This window comes from Reyranella sp. (assembly GCF_052439685.1).
GTDB lineage: Bacteria > Pseudomonadota > Alphaproteobacteria > Reyranellales > Reyranellaceae > Reyranella.
The window spans coordinates 52,888-77,855 of record NZ_JBQVQG010000005.1 but is presented as its reverse complement, the minus strand read 5'-3'; the positions used below and the strand labels follow the sequence as shown (position 1 = coordinate 77,855).

21 protein-coding genes are annotated in these 24,968 nt (G+C 67.5%); 17 read left to right on the top strand and 4 right to left on the bottom strand.

Annotated features, from left to right (window positions below; all coding sequences use genetic code 11):
* Positions 1-137 precede the first annotated feature (137 nt).
* From ACT6UX_RS08860 to ACT6UX_RS08845, 4 genes are all read left to right on the top strand, one after another.
* Positions 138-1,412: an alpha/beta fold hydrolase gene (locus tag ACT6UX_RS08860; protein ID WP_444774784.1), complete on the top strand. Its 1,275-nt coding sequence runs from the start codon at positions 138-140 to the stop codon at positions 1,410-1,412.
* On the top strand, positions 1,396-2,244 hold the full coding sequence (locus ACT6UX_RS08855; protein ID WP_444774783.1) for a LytR/AlgR family response regulator transcription factor: 849 nt from the start codon (positions 1,396-1,398) through the stop codon (positions 2,242-2,244). Before ACT6UX_RS08860 ends, ACT6UX_RS08855 begins: the two co-directional genes overlap by 17 nt.
* A 115-nt stretch (positions 2,245-2,359) precedes the next feature.
* Positions 2,360-3,550 carry an acyltransferase family protein gene (locus ACT6UX_RS08850; RefSeq protein ID WP_444774782.1) on the top strand — a complete coding sequence of 397 codons (1,191 nt, stop codon included), beginning with the start codon at positions 2,360-2,362 and terminating at the stop codon, positions 3,548-3,550.
* A gap of 34 nt (positions 3,551-3,584) precedes the next feature.
* Positions 3,585-4,763, top strand: coding sequence for an acetyl-CoA C-acetyltransferase (locus ACT6UX_RS08845; RefSeq protein ID WP_444774781.1), 1,179 nt, complete (start codon positions 3,585-3,587; stop codon positions 4,761-4,763).
* A 60-nt stretch (positions 4,764-4,823) separates the two neighbouring features.
* Here ACT6UX_RS08845 and ACT6UX_RS08840 read toward each other — a convergent pair whose 3' ends face one another.
* Positions 4,824-5,261 (bottom strand): hypothetical protein, encoded by a 438-nt coding sequence (locus tag ACT6UX_RS08840; RefSeq protein ID WP_444774780.1) that lies wholly within the window; start codon positions 5,259-5,261, stop codon positions 4,824-4,826.
* A 50-nt stretch (positions 5,262-5,311) separates the two neighbouring features.
* Positions 5,312-6,523, bottom strand: coding sequence for an MFS transporter (locus ACT6UX_RS08835; RefSeq protein WP_444774779.1), 1,212 nt, complete (start codon positions 6,521-6,523; stop codon positions 5,312-5,314).
* Between the two features lie 144 nt (positions 6,524-6,667).
* On the opposite strand from ACT6UX_RS08835, the gene phbB reads away from it, so the two are divergent.
* The 6 genes from phbB (at position 6,668) to ACT6UX_RS08805 (ending at position 12,762) form a co-directional block, all read left to right on the top strand.
* Entirely contained in the window at positions 6,668-7,393 is a 726-nt protein-coding gene (gene phbB, locus ACT6UX_RS08830) for an acetoacetyl-CoA reductase (RefSeq protein ID WP_444774778.1), read from the top strand.
* A gap of 86 nt (positions 7,394-7,479) precedes the next feature.
* Positions 7,480-7,878 carry a carboxymuconolactone decarboxylase family protein gene (locus tag ACT6UX_RS08825; protein ID WP_444774777.1) on the top strand — a complete coding sequence of 133 codons (399 nt, stop codon included), beginning with the start codon at positions 7,480-7,482 and terminating at the stop codon, positions 7,876-7,878.
* Between the two features lies 1 nt (position 7,879).
* Positions 7,880-8,683 carry a methyltransferase domain-containing protein gene (locus ACT6UX_RS08820; RefSeq protein ID WP_444774776.1) on the top strand — a complete coding sequence of 268 codons (804 nt, stop codon included), beginning with the start codon at positions 7,880-7,882 and terminating at the stop codon, positions 8,681-8,683.
* Complete coding sequence (gene ggt / locus ACT6UX_RS08815; protein WP_444774775.1) at positions 8,680-10,335, top strand: gamma-glutamyltransferase; 1,656 nt, start codon at positions 8,680-8,682, stop codon at positions 10,333-10,335. Before ACT6UX_RS08820 ends, ggt begins: the two co-directional genes overlap by 4 nt.
* Before the next feature lie 8 nt (positions 10,336-10,343).
* Positions 10,344-11,522 (top strand): class I SAM-dependent rRNA methyltransferase, encoded by a 1,179-nt coding sequence (locus ACT6UX_RS08810; RefSeq protein WP_444774774.1) that lies wholly within the window; start codon positions 10,344-10,346, stop codon positions 11,520-11,522.
* Positions 11,523-11,547: 25 nt separating this feature from the next.
* Positions 11,548-12,762 carry a patatin-like phospholipase family protein gene (locus ACT6UX_RS08805; protein WP_444774773.1) on the top strand — a complete coding sequence of 405 codons (1,215 nt, stop codon included), beginning with the start codon at positions 11,548-11,550 and terminating at the stop codon, positions 12,760-12,762.
* 6 nt (positions 12,763-12,768) lie between these two features.
* On the opposite strand, the gene ACT6UX_RS08800 is transcribed toward ACT6UX_RS08805, so the two are convergent.
* Positions 12,769-14,925 carry a cation:proton antiporter domain-containing protein gene (locus ACT6UX_RS08800; protein ID WP_444774772.1) on the bottom strand — a complete coding sequence of 719 codons (2,157 nt, stop codon included), beginning with the start codon at positions 14,923-14,925 and terminating at the stop codon, positions 12,769-12,771.
* A 97-nt stretch (positions 14,926-15,022) separates the two neighbouring features.
* Between ACT6UX_RS08800 and ACT6UX_RS08795 the strand changes: the two genes are divergently transcribed.
* From ACT6UX_RS08795 to ACT6UX_RS08770, 6 genes are all read left to right on the top strand, one after another.
* On the top strand, positions 15,023-15,205 hold the full coding sequence (locus tag ACT6UX_RS08795) for a hypothetical protein (RefSeq protein WP_444774771.1): 183 nt from the start codon (positions 15,023-15,025) through the stop codon (positions 15,203-15,205).
* Entirely contained in the window at positions 15,202-16,596 is a 1,395-nt protein-coding gene (locus ACT6UX_RS08790) for an amidase (RefSeq protein WP_444774770.1), read from the top strand. Before ACT6UX_RS08795 ends, ACT6UX_RS08790 begins: the two co-directional genes overlap by 4 nt.
* Positions 16,597-16,608: 12 nt before the next feature.
* Positions 16,609-16,791 carry a hypothetical protein gene (locus ACT6UX_RS08785; RefSeq protein WP_444774769.1) on the top strand — a complete coding sequence of 61 codons (183 nt, stop codon included), beginning with the start codon at positions 16,609-16,611 and terminating at the stop codon, positions 16,789-16,791.
* 83 nt (positions 16,792-16,874) lie between these two features.
* Positions 16,875-18,221, top strand: a complete 1,347-nt coding sequence (locus ACT6UX_RS08780; protein ID WP_444774768.1) for an LLM class flavin-dependent oxidoreductase — start codon at positions 16,875-16,877, stop codon at positions 18,219-18,221.
* A gap of 36 nt (positions 18,222-18,257) precedes the next feature.
* Positions 18,258-20,825, top strand: coding sequence for a magnesium-translocating P-type ATPase (gene mgtA / locus ACT6UX_RS08775; protein WP_444774767.1), 2,568 nt, complete (start codon positions 18,258-18,260; stop codon positions 20,823-20,825).
* Between the two features lie 53 nt (positions 20,826-20,878).
* Entirely contained in the window at positions 20,879-21,724 is an 846-nt protein-coding gene (locus ACT6UX_RS08770; protein WP_444774766.1) for a GNAT family N-acetyltransferase, read from the top strand.
* Positions 21,725-21,825: 101 nt separating this feature from the next.
* Here the strand turns inward: ACT6UX_RS08770 and ACT6UX_RS08765 are convergent, their stop codons facing one another.
* The gene (locus ACT6UX_RS08765; RefSeq protein ID WP_444774765.1) at positions 21,826-23,391 is read right to left on the bottom strand and encodes an ABC transporter substrate-binding protein; all 1,566 of its coding nucleotides are present in this window, start codon (positions 23,389-23,391) and stop codon (positions 21,826-21,828) included.
* 90 nt (positions 23,392-23,481) lie between these two features.
* On the opposite strand from ACT6UX_RS08765, the gene ACT6UX_RS08760 reads away from it, so the two are divergent.
* Complete coding sequence (locus tag ACT6UX_RS08760; protein WP_444774764.1) at positions 23,482-24,930, top strand: amidohydrolase family protein; 1,449 nt, start codon at positions 23,482-23,484, stop codon at positions 24,928-24,930.
* Positions 24,931-24,968 lie beyond the last annotated feature (38 nt).

Here is a 24,968-nt window from a genome sequence, read left to right as displayed (position 1 = left end):
GCGCTACCTCGATCTGTGGCAGGCCCAGCTGGCGGGCCTCGCGTCGGATCAGGCGGTCACCGAGCAGATCGCCCGCTTGTTCGCGGCCGCGAATTCCCAGGTCGCTTCGGCATTGCAGGTTGCACAAGGAGCATCCCATGCAGACACGACTAGGTCCCCGTCCGCTGCCGCTCCATCTGGGAACGGCCCTGATGACGTGGGCGAGCTCCGAAAGCGCGTGGAGTCTCTTGAAGCAAGGCTCGCCGACCTCGAAGCCCGCCTCCGAGGTTCCTGAATCGCTCTCGGCCCTGCTGCCGGAGATCGCCTCGCTCGAAGCCAGGGCCGGCGCCGGCCAGTTCGAACAGGCGCTGCAGCGCGAGATTCGTCGGCGCCAGATCCGGCTGGCCGACGGCGTGCTCGCTTATCAACGCAACGACGTTCATCGCACGCTGGTCGATCCGCCTGCCGTCTGGCGCGAAGGCAATACGCGCCTGCTCGATTACGGCGCGACCGACCGCGCGGCGCGCAAGCGCGGGACGCGTGCGGTTCTGGTCGTGCCCTCGCTGATCAATCGCTGGGAGGTGCTCGACCTGACGGCGGAGAAGAGCCTCCTGCGCGCCATGGCGGCGCAGGGGCTGCGGCCCTATCTGGTGGACTGGGGAACGCCCGACGACGACGAGCGCCGCTTCGACACCACCGCCTATGTCGCTCGCCTCGAACGGGCGCTCGGCTACGTCGCCAGGCGGGCGCGTCGGGCGCCGGCGGTCCTCGGCTACTGCATGGGCGGCACACTCGCGGTGGCCCTGGCGGCGCGCCGGCCGCGTCGCGTCGCGGGCCTCGCGCTGATGGCGGCGCCATGGGATTTCCACGCCGACCGCACGGGGCAAGCCTTCCTCCTGTCGACCGGCCCGCTGCTCGCGGAGGTCGCCGATCGCGTGGGCGAACTGCCGGTCGACATCCTGCAGACCCTGTTCTGGTCGCTCGATCCCTGGCTGTCGGTGAAGAAGTTCGGGCGCTTCGTGGGGCTCGATCCCAAGGGCGAGAGCGCGAAGGAGTTCGTCCTGCTCGAGGACTGGCTGAACGGCGGCGCGCCGCTCGCCGGCCCGACGGCCCGCGAATGCCTGGTCGACTGGTACGGGGAGAACACGCCGGGCCGTGGCCAGTGGGTCGTCGGCGGCAAGCGCGTCGTGCCGTCGAAGATCAAGCTGCCGTCGCTGGTCATGATTCCGTCGGGCGACCGCATCGTGCCGCCGTTGTCGGCGGCCGCTCTCGTGGACCCGAAGAAGGGTCTGAAGAACACGACCCGGATCGACCTGCCCCTCGGCCACATCGGCATGGTCGTCAGCGGGCGTGCCCGCGAGCTCTGCTGGACTCCTTTGATCGAGTGGCTGGCGGCGCTTTCGTCCCGGCGAGCCCGTGTCGCCGCCGGCTAGATCCGTCGACTGGCGCGTGCCGGCGGTCTGGGCGGTGCTGCTCACCGTCTCGGTGTTCGCCCATGCCCATGTCGAGATCGCCAACGAGACGGCGCGCGGCGTGCGGATGTCCTACGGGACGGCGCTCGCGATCCAGATTTCCAGCCATCTGGTGGTGGCGGCGCTGGTGCCGGCGATCTACTGGCTCCATCGACGCTGGCCCATCGCCGAACGTCCGCGCAACCTGCTCATCCATGTCGCGGCGGTCGTGCCGTTCAGCATCGCCCATACGGTCGGCATGGCGGCGCTCCGGTTCGTTTGGTTCGGCGGTATCCTGGGCGAGACGCACAGTTTCCCGCTGACCTTCGACCGCATGCTCTACGAATTCGCCAAGGACATCATCGCCTATGGCCTGCTGAGCGCCGGCACGGTGGCCTTGCGTCACTATCTGTCACCTCCGGCCCCGTCGTTGGTCGTGGAGACCACGCCTCGGGCCGAGCCGGCGCCGTCGGAACCGCGGCCCGAGCGATTCGCCGTTCGCCGCAAGGGCCGGGAAGTGATGGTGGAAGTCGCCGACATCGACTGGATCGAGGCCTCGGGAAATTACGCCATGCTGCATGTCGGCGACGAGACGTTCGAGATCCGCTCCTCGCTCACCCGGCTGGAGGGCGAACTCGATCCCAAACGGTTCGTGAGGGTGCACAAGTCCCATCTGGTGAACATCGCCCGCGTCGTCGAGGTGACGCCGTGGGTGAGCGGCGACTGGCGCATCCGGCTGCAGAGCGGCGCCAAGGTCAACCTGAGCCGACGCTATCGGCAGCGCTTCGAGGCCCTGGCGCCCGTCAGGGCCTGACCGGACGTCCCGTGGCGCCTGCCGGTCGTCCCACCGGCTGCGCCGGTCGTCACAAAACGACACGAACTCAATGGTTTGCAGGATAGGTCGGACGGGTTCCCCCTGGAGCCCCGACATGCATCCTGCCGTTCCTGCCTCCGCCCTTCGCCGTGCCGATCTGGATTGGCTGCGGGTGCTCGCCTTCGGCCTGCTGATCTTCTACCACGCCGGCATGGCGTGGTCGGGCTGGAACTGGCACGTCACCAGCCCGGACAGTCTCGAGGGACTGCGCGAGGCCATGCGCTTCCTGAACCGCTGGCGCATGCCGCTGATCTTCCTGGTCTCTGGCGCGGCCATCATGCTGGCGCTCGGCGACCGCACCCCATCGGCCTTCGTTCGCGACCGGCTGAAACGCCTGCTGTTGCCGCTGGCCTTCGGCATGGTCGTGATCGTGCCGCCGCAGGTCTATCTGGAGCGTCTCTATCGCGGCCAGTTCACCGGCTCGTTCCTGCAATGGCTGCCGCATGCGTTCGGAGGCGTCTATCCTGCGGGCAATCTGAGTTGGCACCACCTCTGGTTCGTGGCCTACGTCCTCGTCCTCACGTTGGTACTGTTGCCGGTCTTTCTGTGGGCCCGGTCGGCGTCGGGGCAGGCGGCCTGGGCGCGGGCCGGCCGCACCGCCGCGCACTTCGGCCTGCACTGGGCGATGGTCCTGCCGCTCGCCGCCTCGACCCTGTGGCTGGCGCCGATCTCCTGGAACATCAACGGGCTGGTCGGCGACTGGCACGGCCTCGTCTCCTATGGCGCGCTGCTGCTTTACGGCGCCTTCCTCTTCGGCTCGTCCGATCTGCTGGCGGCGCTGGAGCGCCAGCGCTTCTTCTCGCTGGCGGTCGGCGTTCTCGCTTATGCCTGTCTCTATGCCGGCTACTTCGTGGGTACGGTCCGGCCGTCCATCGCGCCCGAGGCGCGGCCGCTCTTCGCGTTGCTGTCGGGGGTCAACGTCATGGCCTGGCTGTTCGCGATCATCGGCTTCGCGCACCGCCACCTGACCCGGCGGCCAGCCTTCCTCGCCGAGGCGACCGAGGCGGTCTATCCGTTCTATCTGATCCACCAGACGGTGACGGTCGTGGCGGTCTATGGACTCCTGAAGATCGGTGCGCCGCCGGTCGCGGGCTTCATGGCGGCTGTCGTGGCGACCTTCACCGGGACCTGGCTGATTTACGCAGTCCTGGTGCGTCCATGGCGCTGGATCCGGCCGCTGTTCGGAATGAAGCCCGCCCCTCCAGGCGAGCGGCGGTCCTTGCCCCGCCGCGCGGCAGGCCTATAAATATCGCCAAGGGCGGCCTGCCAAGGAGGATTTCATGACGGACATCGTTATCGCGAGTGCGGCTCGCACGCCAATCGGCTCGTTCAACGGCGCATTCGGTGCCGTGGCGGCACACGATCTCGGCAAGGTCGCCATCAAGGGTGCGCTCGAGCGTGCCAAGGTGAAGCCCGAGGAAGTCGACGAAGTCATCATGGGCCAGATCCTGACCGGCGGTCAGGGCCAGAACCCGGCGCGTCAGGCGGCCGTCAATTCGGGCATCCCGGTCGAGAAGACCGCGCTCGGCATCAACCAGCTCTGCGGCTCCGGCCTGCGCGCCGTTGCCTTCGGCTGGCAGGCGATCCGTAACGGCGACGCCAGCATCATGGTGGTCGGCGGCCAGGAGAGCATGAGCCAGGCGCCGCACGCCGCCTATATGCGCGACGGCACGAAGATGGGCGAGTTCAAGATGCTCGACACCATGCTGAAGGATGGGCTGTGGGATGCCTTCCATGGCTATCACATGGGTAACACGGCCGAGAACGTCGCGCAGAAGTACCAGATCACCCGCGCCGAGCAGGATGCCTTCGCGGCCTCCTCGCAGAACAAGGCTGAGGCGGCGCAGAAGTCCGGTCGCTTCAAGGACGAGATCGTCCCGGTGACGGTGAAGACGCGCAAGGGCGAGGTCGTCGTCGACACCGACGAGTTCCCGCGTCACGGCACGACGGTCGAGACGTTGGCCAAGCTGCGGCCGGCATTCGCCAAGGAAGGCGGCTCGGTCACGGCCGGCAACGCCTCGGGCATCAATGACGGCGCCGCGGCTTTGGTGCTGATGAGCGCCGACGAGGCCAAGAAGCGCGGCATTACCCCACTCGCCAAGATCGTGTCCTGGGCGACGACGGGCGTCGATCCGTCGATCATGGGCATCGGTCCGGTCACGGCTTCGCAGGCGGCGCTGAAGAAGGCCGGCTGGACGGTGAAGGATCTCGACCTCGTCGAGGCCAACGAGGCCTTCGCGGCCCAGGCGGTCGCCGTCGGCAAGGAACTCGGCCTCGATGCCGCGAAGCTCAACGTCAACGGCGGCGCGATCGCGCTCGGCCATCCGATCGGCGCCTCGGGCGCGCGCGTGCTGACGACGCTGCTCTATGAAATGCAGAAGCGCGACGCCAAGAAGGGCCTTGCCACGCTGTGCATCGGCGGCGGCATGGGCATCGCGATGTGCGTCCAGCGCGACTGATCTACCGTCGACGCTTGGAGATCAAACGCCCGAAGGATCGCTCCTTCGGGCGTTTTCTGTTCAGGGATTGTAGTAGCTGCCGACCTGGGTGCCCGCGCGGACGAGGCGGCGCCCGTCCTCCTGGGACAGCCAGGTGAGTTCGGCATCGTAGGTTCCCTTGGGCTGCACCAGCAGGAATCGCGTCTCGCCGGGCACGACGGTGATGATCACCTCGGTGCTCTCGCTGCTGCCGAAGGCGCGCAGATCGTAGGGATTGGGCGGCAGGTCGAGGCGCATCCAGGTTGAACCGGTCAGCCCGCCGACGGGATGGCGGCTCATCGAGATGGGAATGCTCGGCGCGTCCGGCGGCGCGGTGTCGCGCACTATGTAGAGCGCCGCCATGCCGTCCTTGGCGACGGGGAAGGACGTCGTGCCATAGGCCTGATACCAGGGCGAAGGCGAGTTCTGGCAAGCGGACAGGGAAAGCGCCATCAACGCGGCGCCTAGAAACTTCATCATGCAACGACCTCCGGCGGCAAAGTCCGACGGACCGGCCTGCGGGTCAAGCCTCAGGCTGTCGCTGGTGCCGGCAGGACGCGCAGGCGCGCCAGCGGTGACAGGACGATGACGAGGGTCGACAGCGCGAAAGCCACGGCAATCAACAGCAGGGCGGCGTGCATCCCGGCGTGGGCCGCCACCAGCCCGCCGGCCAGGGCGCCCAGCGGACGGACGCCGTAGATCGCGGTCTGCACCGTGGCGTTGACCCGACCCATCAGGGCTGAGGGCGTCACGAGCTGGCGTACCGTCGTCTGGCAGATCAGCCACAGCATCGGACCGAAGCCGACCAGGAAATAGCCGCCGGCAGCGAGGACGAGGCCGTTACCGGACGGAGCGGCCAGGAACATCAGGGCCGCTACGATCGATACGGCCGGCCCGAAGGTCAGGGTCACGAACGGCGGCAGGCGGCGGGCCGTCGCGGGCGCCACCAGCGCACCCAGGATCAGCCCGGCGCCGTAGGTCGATTGCGCGAGGCCCATATGCGCCGGGTCGAGGCCGAGCGGTCCCAGCGCCAGCGGCGCCCAGACCGCGAGCAGGGCGAAGAAGGCGAAGTTCCAGAAAACCGCGCAGAGGCTGATGCCGCGCAGCAGCTCGTTGCGCACCACGAAGGCCGTGCCGAGGCGGATGGCGCTGGCGAGGGTGGGACGCTCGGCACCCGCCGTCGTCGGGGCGGCGCCTTCCGGCAAGGCGAGCACGCAGACCAGCGCCAGGGCGGCGCCCAGGGCTGCGAGCGCGTAGCCCCAGGTCGGCGACAGATGCTGGGCGAGCAGGCCGGCGACGAAGGGAGCGGCGAGACTGACGATGGCGCGCGCCAGTTCGAGGCGCGCATTGGAGCGGGGCAGGTCGCCGGGTGCCACGAGGCTCGGCAGCAGCGAGACCGAGGTCAGGACATAGACGACGGTGCCCGACGCGCCGGCTATGGCGGCGAGGCCGAGAAGGAAGACGTAGCCCGTGGCCGCCGCCGCAACCGCGACGAGCGAAGCGGCGAGACCGAGCGTCAGCGCCACGATCAGCATGCGGCGGCGCGGCAGGCGGTCGATCCAGGTGCCGGCGGGCAGGGAGATCAGCAGCCAGGCTGCACTCTGCGCGGCGACGAGCAGGCCGAGCAGGTCAGGCCCTGCACCCAGGACGAGGGTCGCCGTCAGGGGCAGGGTGGCGAGCGCCATCTGGTCGGCGGCGTGGGTTCCGGCGGCGGCGCCGAGCAGGGCGGTGAAAGGTTTCATGCCGCCGTTCTAGGACCATGCTGCCGATTGCCTCTATCCGGCGGCGTCGGTCAATTCGAACGTCGAGCGACATCAATCTGACTCTTGCCCGCGATGGGGGATAACCGGCTAGACTGTACGCGCGATATCATCAGGGAGGAAAAAATGGCCGGACGGGTAGCAGTCGTAACGGGCGGAACGCGTGGCATCGGTGCCGCCATCTCCCGGATGCTGAAGGACAAGGGCTACAAGGTTGCCGCGACCTATGCCGGCAACGACGAGGCCGCCAACAAGTTCAAGGCCGAGCATGGTATCGACGCCTACAAGTTCGACGTCGGCAATTTCGCCGCCTGCCAGGAGGCAGTGGCGCAGATCGAGAAGGATCTCGGGCCTGTCGAGGTGCTGGTGAACAATGCGGGCATCACCCGCGATTCGACGATGCGCCGCCTGACGCGCGACATGTGGGAAGCGGTCATCGACACGAACCTGGGCTCCTGCTTCAACATGAGCAAGGCAGTCTGGGACGGCATGAACGCGCGCGGCTTCGGCCGCATCGTCAACATCGGCTCGATCAACGGCCAGGGCGGACAGTACGGCCAGGTGAACTATGCCGCCGCCAAGTCGGGCATCCACGGCTTCACCAAGGCGCTGGCCCAGGAAGGCGCGCCCAAGGGGATCACCGTCAACGCCATCGCGCCGGGCTATACCGACACCGACATGGTGTCGGCTGTGCCGGCCAACGTGCTGGAGAAGATCGTGGCCAAGATCCCGGTCGGGCGGCTGGGCAAGGCCGAGGAGATCGGCCGCGGCGTGATGTTCCTGATCGCCGACGATGCCGGTTTCATCACCGGCTCGACCCTGTCGATCAACGGCGGCCAGCATATGTACTGACCAGTCTTCCATACTGACAATCGGCGCAGAAACGCCAAGATGGGCCGGCACACTGCCGGCCCTTTTCATTTCTGGAGCAATCACGCATGGCCAAGCTGACCGAATACGAGGACATGAACCCGCGGGCCAAGGCCGTCGTCGAGGGCATCGCCAAGGCGCGCGGCATCGATCCGGCAGGCATCAACAATGTGTGGAAGGCGCTGGCCCGCCATCCCGACACGATGGAGCGCTTCGCCACCGAGATGAAGTCGGTGATGGCGCCGGGCGCGCTCGACGGACTCACCAAGGAATTGATCTATCTCGCCGTCTCGGTCGCCAACCAGTGCGACTACTGCATCAACTCGCACGGCTACATGGCGCGCCAGAAGGGCATGACCGAGGAGATGTTCGACGAGTTCATGGCAGTCGTGCTGGCGGCGCAGAAGGGCAACAAGATCGCGACCGGCTATCGCGTGCCGATCGACGAGGCTTTCGAGGAGAAGTGACGTGAGCGACGCCAAGTCCACGGTGTGGGACGCCAATCTCTACCTGAAGTTCGCCGATCATCGCACGCGGCCGGCGCTCGATCTGATGGGCCGACTCGATCCGGCCAACGGCGCGCGGCCGGGGCATGCGATCTACGATCTCGGCTGCGGCGCGGGCAACATCTCGCGCATCCTCGCCGAGCGCTTCCCTGGAGCGCCGGTCATCGGCATCGATTCGTCGGAAGAGATGCTCGCCAAGGCGCGCAGCCAGACGGTCGATACGCGGGTCACCTTTGCCAAGGGCGACCTCGCGCATTTCGAACCGACCCTGCCGCCCGGCATCCTCTACAGCAACGCCGCCTATCAATGGCTCGACGGACACATCGACATGTTTCCGGGCCTGCTGAAGCTTCTGCCGCCGGGCGGCCAGCTCGCGATCCAGATGCCGCGCAATCACGAGGCGCCTTCGCATGCCTCGATGAACGAAGCGGCGCAGGCGGGTCCGTGGCGCGAGAAACTCACCAGGGTGCGTCCGATCGTTCGCGTCGAGGAGCCGGAGCGCTACTACGACGTGCTGAAGCCGCTCTGTTCGGACCTCGAAGTGTGGGAGACGATCTACCAGCAACCGCTCACCGGGAAGGACCCGGTCGCGCAGTACACGTCGTCGACCGGCCTGCGGCCCTATCTCGAGCTGCTGCAGGAGCCGGAACGCAGCGAATTCTACGAGGCCTATGCCGCGCTGCTGCGCAAGGCCTATCCGACGCGTCCCGACGGCATCACGCTGTTTCCCTTCCGCCGCCTCTTCATCGTGGCGCGGCGCGCATGATGTTCCGGCGCGTGCTGGGCGTCGCGCTGCTGCTGCTCGCGGCCGTGCGCGTGCCGGCCGTGCAGGCGGCGCCGCAGTCGATGGTGGCGGCGGCCCATCCGCTGGCGGTCGAAGCGGGACTGGAGATGCTGCGCCGCGGCGGCACGGCCGTCGATGCGGCGATCGCCGTCCAGATGGTGCTGGGCGTCGTCGAGCCGCACGCCTCGGGGATCGGCGGCGGCGGCTTCCTGCTGCATTACGACGGCGCGAGCCATGCCATCACCGTCTATGACGGGCGCGAGACGGCGCCGGCTGGCGCCAGTCCGACCATGTTCCTGTCGCCTGACGGCAAGCCCCTTGGGTACCGCGAAGCCGTGGCCTCCGGCACTTCCGTCGGTGTTCCCGGCCTCCTGGCGATGCTCGAGCTCGCGCACAAGGAGAAGGGCAAGCTCGCCTGGAGTGAGCTGTTCGGACCTGGGATCGCCGCGGCACGCGACGGCTTTCCGGTATCGTCCCGTCTGGCCGCCTGGCTGCAGAGGATTCCTGCTCTGCGCGAGGAGGCGGCGATTCGCGAGACTTACTTCGATGCCGACGGAGCGCCGCGCAAGCCGGGCGAGCGCATCGTCAACCCGGCGCTTGCCGATACGATGGGCCTGCTGGCCGCGCAGGGCGCGCGCGTCCTGTACGAGGGTCCGGTCGCGGCGGAGATGGTCGAGCGCGTGCGCAATCACCGCCGCCCGGGCACGCTCTCGATGGCCGATCTTGCCGATTACAAGCCGATCAAGCGCGAAGCGGTGTGCGGGCCCTATCGCATCTGGACCGTTTGCGGCATGCCGCCGCCCTCCTCGGGTGGCATCGCGATCCTGCAGATCCTGGGTCTGATCCAGCCTTTCGACATCCAGCGCGATCCACCCAACGATCTTCGCGCCGTCCATCTGATCGCCGAGGCGAGCCGGCTGGCCTTCGCCGACCGCAATCGCTACGTCGCCGACCCGGCCTTCGTCGACGTGCCGGTGGCCGGCCTTCTGTCGCCCGCCTACCTGGCGGAGCGGCGCAAGCTGATGTCGCCGGATCGCAGCATGGGCGAGGTGGGCCCCGGCGTGCCCCCGGGCTATGTCGAGCGCGGCACCAGCCATGTCAGCATCGTCGATCGTTGGGGCAATGCCGTCAGCTTCACCACGACCATCGAGGCGCCGTTCGGCGCTCACATCGTGGTGCGTGGATTTCTCCTGAACAACGAACTCACGGACTTCTCGCCCCTTCCCGAACTTGCCGGGAAGCCAGTCGCCAACCGGGTGCAGCCGGGCAAGCGGCCCCGCTCGTCCATGTCCCCGACCTTCGTCCTCGACCGGGACGGCCGGCTGGTGGCCGCCCTGGGCTCGGCGGGCGGGGCCAGGATCATCGGCGACACGCTGCAGGCGCTGATCGGCATGCTCGACTGGGACCTGTCGGCGCAGGCCGCCGTCGACCTGCCGCGGGTCGCCAACCTGAACGGTGCGACCGAGCTGGAGGAGGGGACGCCGATCGCCGACCAGGCGGCCGCCTTGCGCGCGCTGGGCCATGAAGTACAAGTCCGCCGGCATGAAGGCGGCCTGACGGCCATCCGGCGCACGGGCGACGGGTGGGAAGGCGGCGCCGACCCACGACGCGATGGCGTCGCCCGAGGAGAATAGAATTGGCCGTGAAGAAACTTCCCTCCGTGATCCTGCGCGCCGGCGAGGATCGCCGCGTCCGCTCCGGCCATCCCTGGGCCTTCTCGAACGAGATCCTGATGGACGCCGATGCCAAGGCGATTCCCGTCGGCAGCCTGGCGACCCTGCGGGCGCCCGGCGGCGAGGCGCTCGGCATCTGCACATTCAATCCGCATTCGCTGATCGCCGCGCGTCTCCTCACCACGAACCCCGAAGCCCAGGCCGATGCGCTGTTCTTCGGGCGTCTGCTGACGCGTGCGGCAGCCCTGCGTAACCGGCTGGTCGGCGTACCCTATTACCGGCTGATCCACGCCGAGGCCGACGGCATCCCGGGCGTGATCATCGACCGGTTCGGCGATGCCTTCGTGGTGCAGGTCAATACGGCCGGCATGGAGGCCCTGACTCCGGCCCTGCTCGAGGCGCTGGAGGCGGAATTCGCGCCGACGACGATCATCCTCAAGAACGATTCACCCGTGCGTGAACTCGAAGGACTGAAGCGCGAGGTCGTGGTCGCCAAGGGAGAGGCCGGGACGATCGAGCTGATCGAAAACGACGCCCGCTTCGTGGCCGATCTTTCGGAAGGGCAGAAGACCGGCTGGTTCTACGACCAGCGCGACAATCGCCGCTTCATGGCGGGACTGGCCAAGGATGCGCGCGTCCTCGACGCCTATTGCTACAGTGGCGGCTTCGGCGTGCTGGCCGCGACGCGCGGTGCGAAGTCCGTCGTCTGCCTCGATCGCTCGCAGCCCGCCCTCAACGCGGCCCAGCAGGCGGCGGCCCTCAACGGCGTGGACAAGATCGTGTCGTTCCAGAAGGGCGAGGTGTTCGAGACGCTGGAGAAGGACAAGCCGCGCAGCTACGAGGTCGTGATCTGCGATCCGCCGGCTTTCGTGAAGAGCCGCAAGGACCTCAAGATCGGCGCCCAGGGCTATCGCAAGCTGGTGCGTCTGGCGGCGCCGCTGGTTGCCAAGGGCGGCTTCTTCTTCGTGGCGTCCTGCTCGCATCTGGTCGATCTGCCGTTGTTTGCCGAGCAGGTCCGCCGCGGCCTGCGCGATGCCCAGCGGACCGGCCGCATCCTGCTGAGCAGCGGCGCGGCGCTCGATCATCCGGTTCATCCGAACCTGCCGGAAACGGCCTATCTGAAGGCCATGGTGCTACAATTGGACTGACGACGGGAGTCGGGGGGGAGAGGGGATGTCGACAATCACAACAGGCCGTCGCTGCCTTCTGCTGGCGGCTGCGATGGTTGGTCTCTTGGGAACGGGCTGTTCGATTCCGGACCGCGGCGATGCGGTGCCTCGCGTCGACACTGCGCGGGCAATGCCGCTCGGTATTCCCAATGCGCGCTTCTACGCCGATGGCGATGCAAAGCTGATGGTCGACGAAGGCGTGCAATCCGGTCTGCGCGAGGCGGCCGCCCTGCGGGCCGAGGGCAGGTCGCCGGCCGATGTTCCGCCCGCTTATTTCCTCGCCGTTTCGGGCGGCGGCGACAATGGTGCCTTCGGCGCCGGAATCATCAATGGATGGACAGCCGTCGGCACGCGGCCGACCTTCAAGATGGTCACCGGCGTGAGCACCGGCGCGCTGATCGCGCCCTTCGCCTTCCTGGGCTCCGACTACGATGGGCAGTTGCGCGAGGTCTATACGACCATGACGCCGGACAAGGTCTTTCGCCGGCGCGGTCTCACGGCGGCCCTGTTCGACGACGCCATGGCCGATACGGGGCCGCTCGCCGAGATCATCGCGAGGTATGCCGACCACAAGATGCTCGATGCGATCGCCGCCGAGTACAACAAGGGGCGGCTGCTGATGATCGGTACGACCGATCTCGATGCCCAGCGGCCGGTCATCTGGAACATCGGCGCCATCGCCGCCAGCGGTCATCCGGGTTCGCTCGATCTCTTCCGCAAGATCCTGCGCGCGTCGGCCGCCATCCCCGGCGCCTTCCAGCCGGTGCTGATCGACGTCGAACTCGACGGCAAGAAATACCAGGAGCTGCATGTCGACGGCGGGGCCATCGCCCAGCTTTTCCTCTATCCGCCGTCGATCGATGTTTCCCGCGTCAAGCGCGAGCGGCGCGCCTACATCATCCGCAACGCCCGGCTCGATCCGGACTATGCGATGGCCGAGCGGCGCACCATCACCATCGCCGGCCGCGCGATTGCGACGATGCTGGCGGCCAGCGGCGTCAACGACGTGATCAGGACCTACTTCGTCTCGCAGCGCGACAAGGTCGATTACAACCTGGCCTATATCGGGCGTGATTTCGAGGCGCCGAAGCAGGGCGAGTTCGATCAGGCCTACATGAACGCGCTCTACGAATACGGCGTGCGGCAGATCGTCGAAGGCCGTGCCTGGCACAAGCACCCGCCGGGCCTGGAAACGCTGACTGCCGTGCCGACGCGCTGATCCCGGTCAGCGCGCCACCAGCAGCACTGGACTCTGCAGTTCCCGGATGAGGGAAAGCGCCCCCGAACTCAGGAACTTTGCATCGCCGTGGCGGAGGGTCGTTCCGATCACGATCAGATCGTAGCGCCCGCGGCTGGCGGCGCGGCGTATCTCGGTCTCGGGATGATGGTTCGTCGCGGTGAGTCCCCGGACCGGGACGCCTGCGCGCTTGCCGAGTCGATGGACACCGAGCAGTACCGACATGCCAGCCCGGCGCGCGCGGCCACGCAGCAGCAGCGTGTCGTCGCTGGGATCGAAGACGTGCAGCGCCGAGAGCTTGCCATGGCTGGCGGCGGCCAGAGCCACGGCAATCTCGGTCGCGAGTCGGGCATCGGGGCCGCCACCCGTCGGCACCAGAATGTCGAGGGGGCCGGTCGCGATGTCCGCCCTGTCGCCGTTCAGCATGATCGCGAGCGGGCCATCGAAGGCGGCAACCAGCCTTTGAAGCCTCTCCTCGAACCGCGCCGCTTCCGGGGAAACCGGCTGATCGACGCCCACGAAGGCAATGCTGTAACCCTTGGCGACTTCCTTCTCGAGCCCGTCCGCGGTCGTTGCCGTCCGCGCCTGCAGCAACTGGTCTACCTGCGGTCTGGTCGCGGGTGCCGGTTGCTGGGCAGCCGCAGGGGGGCCTCGTTCGAGCGCTGCCCGCATGGCCGAGGTGAGCCTGTCTCTCGCCTGGGCTTTTCCCGGGTTTCCTGCCGCCGTCGGATGGTGCAGCACCGTGGTCAGCAGTCGGTGGCTCCCCGTGAAGAGGCCGGCAAGAGAGGTCGTCCACTGGCCATTGCCGCTGTCATCACCGAGGACGAGGGCGCGCTCCATTCGCGGGATGATCTGCTGCTGCTCGGCATCTTCATTGTCGAGGCGCCTGGATTCTTCCTCGCGCAAGGGCACCCGCGCCATCATGTAGCGCAGGCTGGGGGGCATGATCATGGTGGTGACCACCGCCATGGCGACGATCATCGTGTAGAGCTGGCTGCTCAGAGCTCCCATCGACAGGCCGATGCTGGCGACGATCACCTCGGTCGATCCGCGGGCGTTCAGGCCGGTGGCCAGGGCGAGCGATTCCAGTCCCGTCAACCCGCCCAGCTTGCCGCCGACGAGCGCGCCGAGGAACTTGCCGATGCTGGCCACCAGGATGATGGCAAGGGTGAAGAGAGCCAGCGTCGGATCGAACAGCGTTCGGATATCCATGCCGAGTCCCGCGACGGCGAAGAACACGGGGCTGAAGAAGGCGATGATGAAACCGCGGAGCTCCCCCTCGATGTGCTCGGTCAGGATCGGCGATTGCCCGATCAGCATGCCGGCGATGAATGCCCCCAGTGCCGTGTGCACACCGATCAGCTCGGTCATCAGCGCCATCGAGAGGAGTATCACCAGAATGGCGCTGATGACCGGCATTTCGATGGTCAGATTGTCGTTGCACCACAGGATGATGCGCGCCACGAGGCGCCGCCCGACGGTCAGGCTGGCCAGCAGAAAGATTGCGGTGAGTGCCAGGCTGGAGCCGATATCGGCGACGCTCACCATGCCGTGGGCGGCGATGCCCGAGATGACGGCAATGATGATCCAGGCCAGCGTGTCGTCGAGGATGGCCGTCGCCAGGATCAACTGGCCAAGATCGCGCCGGATGGCGCCCACCTCCATCAGCACCATCGCGACGATCTTCACCGAGGAGATCGACAGGGCGGTGCCGAGGAACAAGGCAGTGACCAGGCGGCCGGTGGGCGACGGAATCAGCTCGGCCGGCAGCAGATAGGCGAGCGCCACGCCGCACGCGAACGGGATGGCGATGCCCATCAACGAGGTGGAGACGACCGCCTTTCGTTTGTGGGTCACCAGCGCGAGGTTGGTTTCCATTCCCGTGAGCAGCAGCAGCAGCAGGATGCCGATCTGCGAGACTGCATCGATCATGCTCTTGAGGGCGGGTGTGGTTGGAAACACAATTGCCCGAAGTTCGGGCAGAAGCAGGCCGAATACGGAAGGGCCGAGAAGGACGCCGGCCAGCAGTTGACCAAAAATCGCCGGCTGGCCGATCCGCGTCATCGCTTCGCCGATCAAGCGGCCGAAGAACAGCAGCAGGATCAGCTGGGCTATGAAAATTGCCGTCGTATGGTCTGCAGCCAAGCCGTCCCCCGATCAACACTACACAAACTCTCTGCCAAGGATGGACGGTCGGCACGACTCATGCTGACCTCCCTCAAAGCTGAAGGAGGATAATCGCGTGGACAAGGAAGCGATTGAAGTGCTCGCGCGTCGCAGCGGCCTCGCCCGGGCTCTGGCGGAGTTCCCGGAGGATGTCATCGCGGCTGCAAAACAGGCAGCCGACGTGGCGCAGAAGATCAAGCGCCCGGCCGATCCGGTGGCCGAGCCCTGGCCGCCGATGAAGGCGGGGACGACGCTATGAGCGAGCTGCACTGGATGACGGTGGAGGCGGCCGCGCGCGCCATCGCTGCGAAGGAACTCTCGCCGGTCGATCTCACGAAGGCGCTGCTCGACCGCATCGAGAGGCTCGATCCCAGGCTCAACGCCTTCATCCGCATCGACGGTGACGCCGCCATGGCGGCCGCCCTCGCTGCCGAGACCGAGGCCCAGTCCGGTCGGCTGCGGGGGCCCCTGCACGGCGTACCGGTCGGCATCAAGGACATCATCAATGTCGCCGGCCTGCCGACGACCTGTCACTCGAAGGTCCTGCAGGACAATATGGCGACCGCCGACGCGGTCTGCGTCGAGAGACTGCGCGGCGCCGGCGCCATCGTGCTGGGCAAGCTTTCGACGCACGAATTCGCCATCGGCGGTCCGAGCTTCGATCTGCCGTGGCCGCCGGCGCGCAATCCCTGGAACACCGATCATCATCCCGGCGGCTCCTCGTCGGGCTCCGGCTCCGGCGTGGCGGCCGGCCTGTTCCCGATGGCGTTGGGCACCGACACCGGCGGCAGTGTGCGCAACCCGGCGAGCTGCTGCGGCATCGTCGGCCTGAAGCCGACCTATGGGCTGGTCTCGCGCCGCGGCGTCTTCCCGCTCTCCTTCACGCTCGACCATGTCGGGCCGATGACCCGCACCGTCGCCGACAATGCGCTGATGCTGCAGGCGATCGCCGGCCACGATCCGCGCGATCCCGGCAGCGCGGCCGCGGCGCAAGGCCACTACGGCGCCGCGCTCGACCGCGGCATACGCGGTCTGCGCGTGGGCTTCGTGCGTCACTTCCACGAGATCGACACGCCCGCGAACCCCGAGGTCACGGCGGCCCTGGAACATGTCGCGCGCAGCTTGCAGGTCGAGGGCGCCGAGGTGCGCACCATCACCTTGCCGTCGCTCGGTGAGTTCGGCGCCGTGAACCGCGTGATCCTGCAAAGCGAGGCCTGGTCGATCCATGGACCGTGGCTCAGCGAGCGACCCGGCGACTACGGGAAGCTGGGCCGTCAGCGCCTGATGGCCGGCGCCTTCATGAGCGCGGGCGACTACATGCTGGCGAGCCGCCGCCGCCTGCAGATGATCGCCGAGGTCGAGGCCGCCTTCCGCGAGGTCGACGTGCTGCTCTGCGCCAGCTCGATGGACCCGGCCTGCCGCATCGAGGATACGGCCGAGGTCGAGCGCACCTATCCGCGCCAGGCGCGCACGCCGTTCAACGTCACCGGCCACCCGGCGCTCGCCATGATGGCCGGCCTCTCGGTCGGCGGTCTGCCCGTCTCCGTGCAGTTCGTCGGCCGCTACTTCGACGAGGCGACCGTCTTCCAGGTCGCGCGCGCCTGGGAACGCGTGGCCGGCACGGACAAGAAGCATCCTCCGATCGTGTGACGAAGGACGGGCATGACGACGATCCTGATCATCGGCGCCATCCTGACCCTCCTGCTCGGGCTGCCGGCCATCCTGTGGCTGACAAAGCTCATCTGGCGGCCGAAGCCCGAGGAAGAGGCGATCCATCGGGGGATCGCCGAGACGCGTCGGCGCGAGGCCACGCGCCGGGAGAAGATGCCGCTGCCGCGCGGCTGACCGGCAGAAATTTTCAGTCGAATTAGTTCTTGTCGTCCGAGCGGGCCTTGCCGGTCCGCCCGGCCGGCGCAACATACCGCCCCATGACCCAGAAGAAGCTTCGCCTCGGCGCCTTCATGCGCCCCGTCAGCATCCACACCGCCGCGTGGCGCTATCCCGGCGGCACGCCGGACGCCAACTTCAATCTCAAGGCGCTGGTGAACTACGCCCAGACGCTGGAGCGCGGCAAGTTCGACGCCTTCTTCATGGCCGATCACCTGGCCGTGCTGAACATGCCGATGGACGCGCTGAAGCGCAGCGCAACGGTGACCTCGTTCGATCCTCTGACGCTTCTGCCGGCGCTTGCGATGGCCACGAAGCATCTCGGCCTGATCGCCACCGCCTCGAGCACCTTCGAGCCGGCCTATACGATCGCCCGCCGCTTCGCCTCGCTCGATCATATCAGCGAGGGCCGTGCCGGCTGGAACCTGGTGACGACGTCCAATCCCGATGCCGCCCTGAACTTCGGCCTCGACGACCAGATGCCCCATGCCGAGCGCTACGCCCGCGCCCGCGAGTTCTTCGACGTGGTCACCGGCCTTTGGGATTCGTGGGCCGACGATGCCTTCGTGCGCGACGTCGAGAACGGCCTCTACTTCGATCCGGCGAAGCTCCATGTGCTCGATCACAAGGGCAAGTACCTGAAGGTGCGCGGGCCGTTGAACATCGCCCGGCCGGTGCAGGGCTGGCCCGTCATCGTGCAGGCCGGCGCCTCGGATGCCGGCCGCCAGCTTGCCGCCGAGACGGCGGAGATGGTGTTCGCCGCCGGCGGCCCGATCGACGGCGCGCGTGCCTTCTACGCCGATGTGAAGGGACGCGCGAAGAAGGTCGGCCGCAATCCCGATCACATCAAGATCCTGCCGGGTGCCTTCGTGGTGGTCGGCGATTCGCTCGACGAGGCGAAGGAGAAGCGCGCGCGTCTCGACAGTCTGGTGAACTACGACAGCTCGATCGCCGCCGTCTCGATGGCGCTGGGCGTCGATGCCCGCCAGTTCGATCCCGACAAGCCGTTGCCCGACGACATTCCCGAGACCGAAGCCAGCAAGAGCGGCCGCGACCGGGTGATCGAACTCGGCAAGCGCGAGAACCTGACCGTGCGCCAGATCGCCGGCCGTCTCGGCGGCTATGGCGGGCTCGGCATGCTGGGCACGCCCGCGATGATCGCCGACCAGATGGAGGAGTGGCTGGTGACGGAGGCCTGCGACGGCTTCAACGTCATGTTCCCCTACCTACCGGGCGGGCTCGACGATTTCGTCGACAAGGTCGTGCCCGAGCTGCAGCGCCGCGGCCTCTTCCGCACAGAGTATGAGGGCACGACGCTCCGTGAAAACCTCGGCCTGCCGCGGCCCGACAACCGGTTCTTCCCGGTCCATCGCAAGGCGGCGGAATAGCTCCCGGTTGAAGGTGCGGGGCTATAATGTCCCCGCATGGGCGCGCCGAACCACGTTCCGTTCTGGACCCGCAGCAAGGAGGAGGCGGCGGCCGAATTGGGTTGTGGTTCGGACGGCCTCACTTCGCCCGAGGCATCGGCGCGGCTCGCCTGCTACGGACCGAACTCTGATGCGCCACCGCGGCGTGCGAACGCCGTGGTCGCCATCTTCCGTCGCCTGCTCGAGCCGCTGTCGCTGATCCTGCTGGCCGCCGGCATCGTGTCGGCCGGCACCGGCGACAGTATCGGTGGCGCCATCATCGTCACCATTCTGGCGCTGTCGATCGGCCTCGATACCTTCCAGGAAGGCCGGGCGCTCAGGGCGGCCGAAGAGCTGCGGCGGTCGGTGGCGCTGAAGGCCGAGGCGAAGCGCGACGGCGCCTTCGTGCGTGTGGAGGTCGAAACCCTGGTACCGGGCGACCTCGTGCGGGTGCGCGCGGGCGATATCATTCCGGCCGACGCGCTGTTGCTGGACGCGGCTGCCTTCACCGTCGGCGAGGCAGCCCTGACGGGCGAGCCCTATCCGGTCGAGAAGCGCCCGGGCATGGTGACGGCCCGCAATGCCGGGGAAGCGTCCAATGCACTGTTTCGGGGCGCCGTTGCCCAGACCGGCGAGGCCCTCGCGCTGGTCGTCGGCACGGGGCGCTCGACCCTGTTCGGCGCTGCCGCCTCGTCGCTGGTCGAGGCACAGGCGCCATCGCCGTTCCAGCGCGACCTGCATACTTTCGGCCTGCTCATAGCGCGACTGACCATCGCCCTCGTGCTGGTGGTGCTGGTCACGCACGTGCTGTTCGGCCGGCCGGTCCTGGAATCGCTGATGTTCTCCGTGGCGCTGGCCGTCGGTCTGACGCCGGAACTCCTGCCCATGATCACCACCGTCACCCTGTCGCGCGGGGCGCTGCGCATGGCGGCGCGCAAGGTGATCGTGAAGCGGCTGGCTTCGATCCACGATCTCGGCGCCATGACAGTCCTGTGCACCGACAAGACCGGGACGCTTACTTCGGCGGAAATCACCCTGGCGCAGAGCCTCGATGCCGAAGGTGCCGCCGACGACCGTGCGGCGCGTCTCGGCGCGATCTCCGCCGAGCTCGGCGGAGATCGCGGGGCGCTCGACGCCGCCCTGGTGGCGGGCTCGCCGGGGGCGGCCGAGGGCTGGAGCCTGCTCGCGCGCCATGCCTTCGACTTCAATCGCCGCCTGGGCTCCGTGCTGGCCGACGGGCCGGACGAAAAGCTGCTGATCGCCAAGGGCGCGCCGGAAGCGCTCATCCCGCTTTGCACGTCGATGCGGACGGCGGCGGGCCTGGTCGCCATGGATGCTGCCGGTCATCTCGCCGCCCAGGCGCGCGTGCGGGCGCTGGCAGAGCAGGGGCTACGGGCGGTGGCTGTCGCCTCGCGTCCCTGGTCCGGTGCCTCGCATGGACTGGAGGCGAGCGATGAAACGCGTCTCACGTTCGAGGGGATCTGCGCCTTCGCCGATCCGCCCAAGGCCACCTGCACCGCGGCCATCGCGCGGCTGGCGGCTGCCGGGATCCGGGTCAAGATCCTGTCGGGCGACGATCCGGTCGTGGTGAAACGGCTGGCCGGGCTGGTCGGGCTCAATCCGGAGACCGTTCTGTCGGGATCGGACATCGACGAGCTCAGCGACGATGCGCTGGCGGTCCAGGTCCAAACCGTCGATGCCTATGGGCGGCTCGCCCCCGATCAGAAATCGCGGCTGATCAAGGCACTCCAGTCGCGCGGCGATGTCGTGGGATTCCTGGGCGACGGCATCAACGATGCGCCGGCACTCAAGGTCGCCGACATCGGCCTGTCGGTCGACGGCGCCACCGGGGTGGCCCAGGCTGCAGCCGACATGATCCTGCTGGCATCCGATCTCGAAGTGGTCGCCGACGGCGTCGAGGAGGGCCGGCGCACCTTCGCCAACATCCTGAAGTACGTGCGCATGGGGGCCAGCTCGAACTTCGGCAACATGCTGTCCATGGCGGTCGCGTCGCTGTTCCTGCCCTTCCTCCCCATGCTGCCGACGCAGATCCTGCTCAACAACCTGCTCTACGATTTCTCCGAGATCGGCATTCCCTTCGACACCGTGCGTCCCGAGGCGGTGGCGGCGCCGCAGGTCTGGAACATGCGCGGCCTGATGGTGTTCGCGGGCATCATGGGGCCGCTATCGTCCGCCTTCGACCTGCTGACCTTCGCCGGCCTTTTGCTGGTCTTTCACGCCGTGCCCGAGGAGTTTCGCACCGTGTGGTTCCTGGAATCCATGGCGACCCAGATCCTGGTGATCTTCATCATCCGCACCAACGGTCGGCCGTGGCGCAACTGGCCGCATCCAGCCCTGACCCTGTCGTCGCTCGCCGCGCTGCTGGTGGCGATGGTCCTGCCCTTCACGCCGGCCGGCGCCTGGTTTGGCTTTCAGGCGCCGCCGCCCGCCGTCACCGTCAGTGTCGCCGCCCTGGTCGTGGCCTACCTGGTGTGCGCCGAACTCCTGAAACAGTTCGCGATCGCGCCGGCGATCCGGCGGCGGGCCGACGGACGGCGCCGGGGGACGGGCCTCAAGGCACCTTGACCGTCCGCCGAATATCCGCAGATTGCCGGGCAAGAGCGAGGGGGATGGGCATCATGCCGGACTTCAATATTGACGTCGGCAGCGCCGACGACGTTCAACGCATGGCCTCGTGGGCCAACGACGAGAACTGGAATCCGGGCAATACCGACGCCCAGGCCTTCTTCGCCACCGATCCCGGGGCGTTCCTGATCGGTCGCCTCGATGGCGCACCGCAGGCCTGCATCTCCGTCGTGAAATACGGCGCGGGCTTCGGCTTCCTGGGCTTCTACATCGCCCGGCCGCCGGTCCGCGGGAAGGGCTATGGCATCCAGCTCTGGCGCGCCGGCATGGCGCGGCTCGAGGGACGCAATGTCGGACTCGATGGCGTCGTGGCGCAGCAGGGCAACTACAAGAAGTCGGGCTTCCGGCTCGCTTGGAACAATGTCCGCCATGAAGGCGCCCCACCGGCCGGGAAGCCACCGGCCGGCGTGACCTTCGCCGATGCCCGCAGCATCGGCTTCGACCGGCTCGCCGCCTACGACCGCCGGTTCTTTCCTGAGCCACGGGATTCCTTCCTGGCGACATGGATCTCATTGCCGGAGCGTGCCGCACTCGTCGCCCTGCGTGACGGCGAGATCGTGGGCTTTGCCGTGATGCGCGCCTGTGCCGCCGCCTCGCGCGTCGGGCCGCTCTATGGCGCGACGCCGGAGATCGCGTCCGCGCTGGTGGGCGCGCTCGCCACGACTCTGGGCGCGACCGCCGTCGCGATCGACGTGCCGGATCGCAACAAGCCGGCGGTGCGGCTGGCCGAACAGATCGGCCTGAAGCCCTCCTTCGAGGCCGCGCGCATGTACACGGGCGCGGACCCCGAGGTCGATTATGCCGGTCTGTTCGGCATCACCAGCCTCGAGCTCGGCTGATCATTGGAGCGCGCCACTCCAGTGGCGCTCAAGCATTGTCGGTGAGGAAAGGATGAGCGCCACTGGAGTGGCGCGCTCCGTTCTCCTCACCGCGTCTTGGATCACTGCGCCTTCTTGATGTTCCAGAAGACCGGCGCCGGTGAGGAGAGGTTGCCGGTGACGGTCTTGCGGATCGCCATCGGGATGTTGAACTGGCCGAGCTGGGCGAAGGTCGGATACTCCGACTCGCGCACCTGCACGGCGGTCGCCAGCTCCTTGCGCTTGGCGGGATCGGTCGTCTTGGCGAAGGCGTTGCGCAGCTCCTCGATCTTGGCGTCGCAGGGCCAGCCGATGGCGGCCTTGTCGCAGGCGGCGCCGACGAAGGCCGAGACGATGGGGTTGAGCAGGTCGGCTGACACCCACGAGGTCATGAACGCACTCCAGCCGCCGGCATTCAGCGGCTCCTTGCGGGCGCGGCGCGACAGCACGGTCTGCCAATCCATCGCCTGCATGTCGACGGTGAAGCCGCCGCGTTCCAGCAGCGATTTCGCGATCGGGGTCAGGCGGCCGGTGTTGGTGTCGGTCGCGAACAGCAGCACGACGGGCGTGCCGTCATAGCCTTCCTGCTTCAGGATCTCCTTCGACTTGGCGAAGTTGGATTCGAGCTTGTCCTCGAAGCCCGCGTCGGTCGCATAGGGTGTGCCGCAGATGAAGAGCGCCTTGCACTCCTTGAAGTATCTCGGGTCGTTGATGGCGGCCAGCAGGAAGTCCTTCTGGTTCAGCGCATAGAGCGCGGCCTGGCGGATCTTGGCGTTGTCGAACGGCTTGTGCAGCACGTTGAAGCGCAGGCTGTACTGGCTGCCCAGCGGATTGAGGTCCTTGACCTCGATGTTCTTGTCCTTCTCGATCAACGGCAGCATCTCGATCAGGGGCTGCTCGAGAATGTCGATTTCACCCGTCAGCAGCGCATTGGCCGCGGTCTGCGGATCGGTGATGTTGATCCACTCGATGCGGGCGACAGAGACGTTCTTGCCGCCTGAGAGGGCCGAGGGCGGCTCGGCGCGCGGCTTGTAGTCCTTGAACTTGTCGTAGACCGTCTTCTCGCCCGGCCGCCACAGGTCGGCGCGGAACACGAACGGGCCGGAGCCGATGAACTCCTTGATCTGCGTGTTGCCCGGAGTCTCGGCGATGCGCTTGGGCATGATGAACGGCACGTTGGAGCTCGGCTTGCCGAGCGAATCGATCACCAGCCCGTAGGGCTCCTTGAGCGTGAGCGTGAAGGTCTTGTCGTCGACGACGGCGAGATCCTTGGTGAAGCTGATCAGCTTCTGGCCCATCGCGTCGCGCGATGCCCAGCGCTTGATCGAGGCAATGCAGTCTTCGGCCTTCACCGGCGCGCCATCGTGGAATTTCAGCCCGTCACGCAGGGTGAACGTATAGGTGAGTTTGTCGTCGCTCACCTTCCAGCTCTCGAGCATCTGCGGCTTCACGTCGAGTTTCTCGTCGACCGCCAGCAGCGTGTCGTAGACCATGTAGCCGTAATTGCGGACGATGTAGGCGGTGGTCCAGATCGGATCGACGATCTTGACGTCCGAATGCATGACGACCTTCAGGGTCTGCGCTTCGGCCGTGGCCGAGAACAGCGCCGTCGTCGCCGCGGCGAGGGCCGCCCATTTCATCTTCCGCATCATCTGCCTCCTTGTTCTCTCGTTGGCTCGATTCTATCGTCCCGTTGCGCTGCCTATGCAACAGGCATGCCTTTGCAGGGAGCAGAAATCATGTCGATGCGGCCCGATTCGATCCGGAACGTCTCCTGGGCCGTGGTCCGGGATGGTGCCGAGAAGCGCCATATCTATCGTCGCGAGGTCGACCTTCACCTGAAGGACGGACGCATCGTCGAGATCACGCCGGCCGGCGCGCGTCCGACCGGACCTGGCGAAGTCGTGTTCGATGGAAAGGGCCTGCTGGCGCTGCCCGGCCTGATCAACATCCATTCCCATCCCTCCACCGAGCCCGGCTATCGCGGCGTGCGCGAGGATCATGGCGTGCCCGAGCAGCAGATGACCGGCCTGATGGAGCGGCTGCAGGCGTTTCGCCTGGGCGACGACGGTCGTCAGAGCGCGGCGACGATGGCTTATTCGGAGATGCTGCGGGCCGGCACGACGACCGTGTGCGACGTCACGGCGCCGTTCGACGGCTGGCTCGAGACGATGGCGCGGAGCGGCATGCGCTTCTACGCGGCGCCGACCTTCGCCTCGGCGCGCTGGGGCATGGCAGCGCCGCAGACCGTGACCTGGAAATGGGACGAGGCCGCCGGCGTCGCGCAGTTCGAGAAGGCCCGGCGAGTGATGGACGAGGCCGAGGCGCACAATTCGGGGCGCCTGGGGGCCGTGGTCTTCCCGGCGCAGATCGACACGGTGACGCCGGAGCTGTTCGCGGCCGGCCGCAAGCACGCCGACGACACCGGCCGCCGTTTCTCGACCCATGTCGGCCAGTCGGTGGTCGAAGTGCGCGAGATGATCGGCCGCCACAACAAGACGCCCATCCAGTGGGCCGCCGAGCAGGGGCTGATGAAGGGCGACACGATCATGGCGCACTGCATCCTGCTCGACGATCATCCGCAGATCGGCTGGCACACGCGCAAGGATCTCGACCTGATCGCCGAAGCGGGCGCGTCGGTGGCACACTGCCCGCAGCCCTTCGCGCGCTACGGGCTCGCCATGGACCATGTCGGCCGCTATCGCGCGCGCGGCGTCAATGTCGGTCTCGGCACCGACTGCGCGCCGCACAATCTGATCGAGGAGATGCGGCTCGCCATCGTCGCCGGCCGCCTGATGAGCGAGGACATTCGCAGCCTCGACACGGCGGGCGCCTTCGAGGCCGCGACCTTCGGCGGCGCGGCCGCGCTGGGACGAGACGATATCGGTGCGCTGGCGCCGGGCATGGCGGCCGACATCGTGCTGGTCGACCTCAACCATCCGCTGATGCAGCCGGCGCGCGACCCGCTGCGCTCCTTCGTGTTCCACGCCGCCGACCGGGCGGTGCGGACCGTGCTGGTCGACGGTGAGGTCGTGCTGAAGGACGGCGACCCCGTGCATCTCGATCCGGCGGCCGCCATGGAACGGCTCGCCGAAGCGCAGGCCCGCATGCTGCGCGATTCGGTCAAGCTCGACTATGCGAACCGTCCCGGCGAAGAGATCTCGCCGCTGTCGCTGCCGATTGCTTGATTCTCCATCGAGCTCCTCTCCTCCGATAGGGGGAGAGG

What these genes read in the sequence shown, in the direction of transcription:
- ggt (WP_444774775.1), top strand. Translation starts at nt 8,680, where the DNA reads ATGATGTTCCGGCGCGTGCTGGGCGTCGCGCTGCTGCTGCTCGCGGCC.
- ACT6UX_RS08790 (WP_444774770.1), top strand. Translation starts at nt 15,202, where the DNA reads ATGAGCGAGCTGCACTGGATGACGGTGGAGGCGGCCGCGCGCGCCATC.
- ACT6UX_RS08785 (WP_444774769.1), top strand. Translation starts at nt 16,609, where the DNA reads ATGACGACGATCCTGATCATCGGCGCCATCCTGACCCTCCTGCTCGGG.
- ACT6UX_RS08770 (WP_444774766.1), top strand. Translation starts at nt 20,879, where the DNA reads ATGCCGGACTTCAATATTGACGTCGGCAGCGCCGACGACGTTCAACGC.
- ACT6UX_RS08780 (WP_444774768.1), top strand. Translation starts at nt 16,875, where the DNA reads ATGACCCAGAAGAAGCTTCGCCTCGGCGCCTTCATGCGCCCCGTCAGC.
- ACT6UX_RS08840 (WP_444774780.1), bottom strand. Translation starts at nt 5,261, where the DNA reads ATGATGAAGTTTCTAGGCGCCGCGTTGATGGCGCTTTCCCTGTCCGCT.
- mgtA (WP_444774767.1), top strand. Translation starts at nt 18,258, where the DNA reads ATGGGCGCGCCGAACCACGTTCCGTTCTGGACCCGCAGCAAGGAGGAG.
- ACT6UX_RS08765 (WP_444774765.1), bottom strand. Translation starts at nt 23,391, where the DNA reads ATGCGGAAGATGAAATGGGCGGCCCTCGCCGCGGCGACGACGGCGCTG.
- ACT6UX_RS08805 (WP_444774773.1), top strand. Translation starts at nt 11,548, where the DNA reads ATGTCGACAATCACAACAGGCCGTCGCTGCCTTCTGCTGGCGGCTGCG.
- ACT6UX_RS08835 (WP_444774779.1), bottom strand. Translation starts at nt 6,523, where the DNA reads ATGAAACCTTTCACCGCCCTGCTCGGCGCCGCCGCCGGAACCCACGCC.
- phbB (WP_444774778.1), top strand. Translation starts at nt 6,668, where the DNA reads ATGGCCGGACGGGTAGCAGTCGTAACGGGCGGAACGCGTGGCATCGGT.
- ACT6UX_RS08860 (WP_444774784.1), top strand. Translation starts at nt 138, where the DNA reads ATGCAGACACGACTAGGTCCCCGTCCGCTGCCGCTCCATCTGGGAACG.
- ACT6UX_RS08825 (WP_444774777.1), top strand. Translation starts at nt 7,480, where the DNA reads ATGGCCAAGCTGACCGAATACGAGGACATGAACCCGCGGGCCAAGGCC.
- ACT6UX_RS08760 (WP_444774764.1), top strand. Translation starts at nt 23,482, where the DNA reads ATGTCGATGCGGCCCGATTCGATCCGGAACGTCTCCTGGGCCGTGGTC.
- ACT6UX_RS08845 (WP_444774781.1), top strand. Translation starts at nt 3,585, where the DNA reads ATGACGGACATCGTTATCGCGAGTGCGGCTCGCACGCCAATCGGCTCG.
- ACT6UX_RS08850 (WP_444774782.1), top strand. Translation starts at nt 2,360, where the DNA reads ATGCATCCTGCCGTTCCTGCCTCCGCCCTTCGCCGTGCCGATCTGGAT.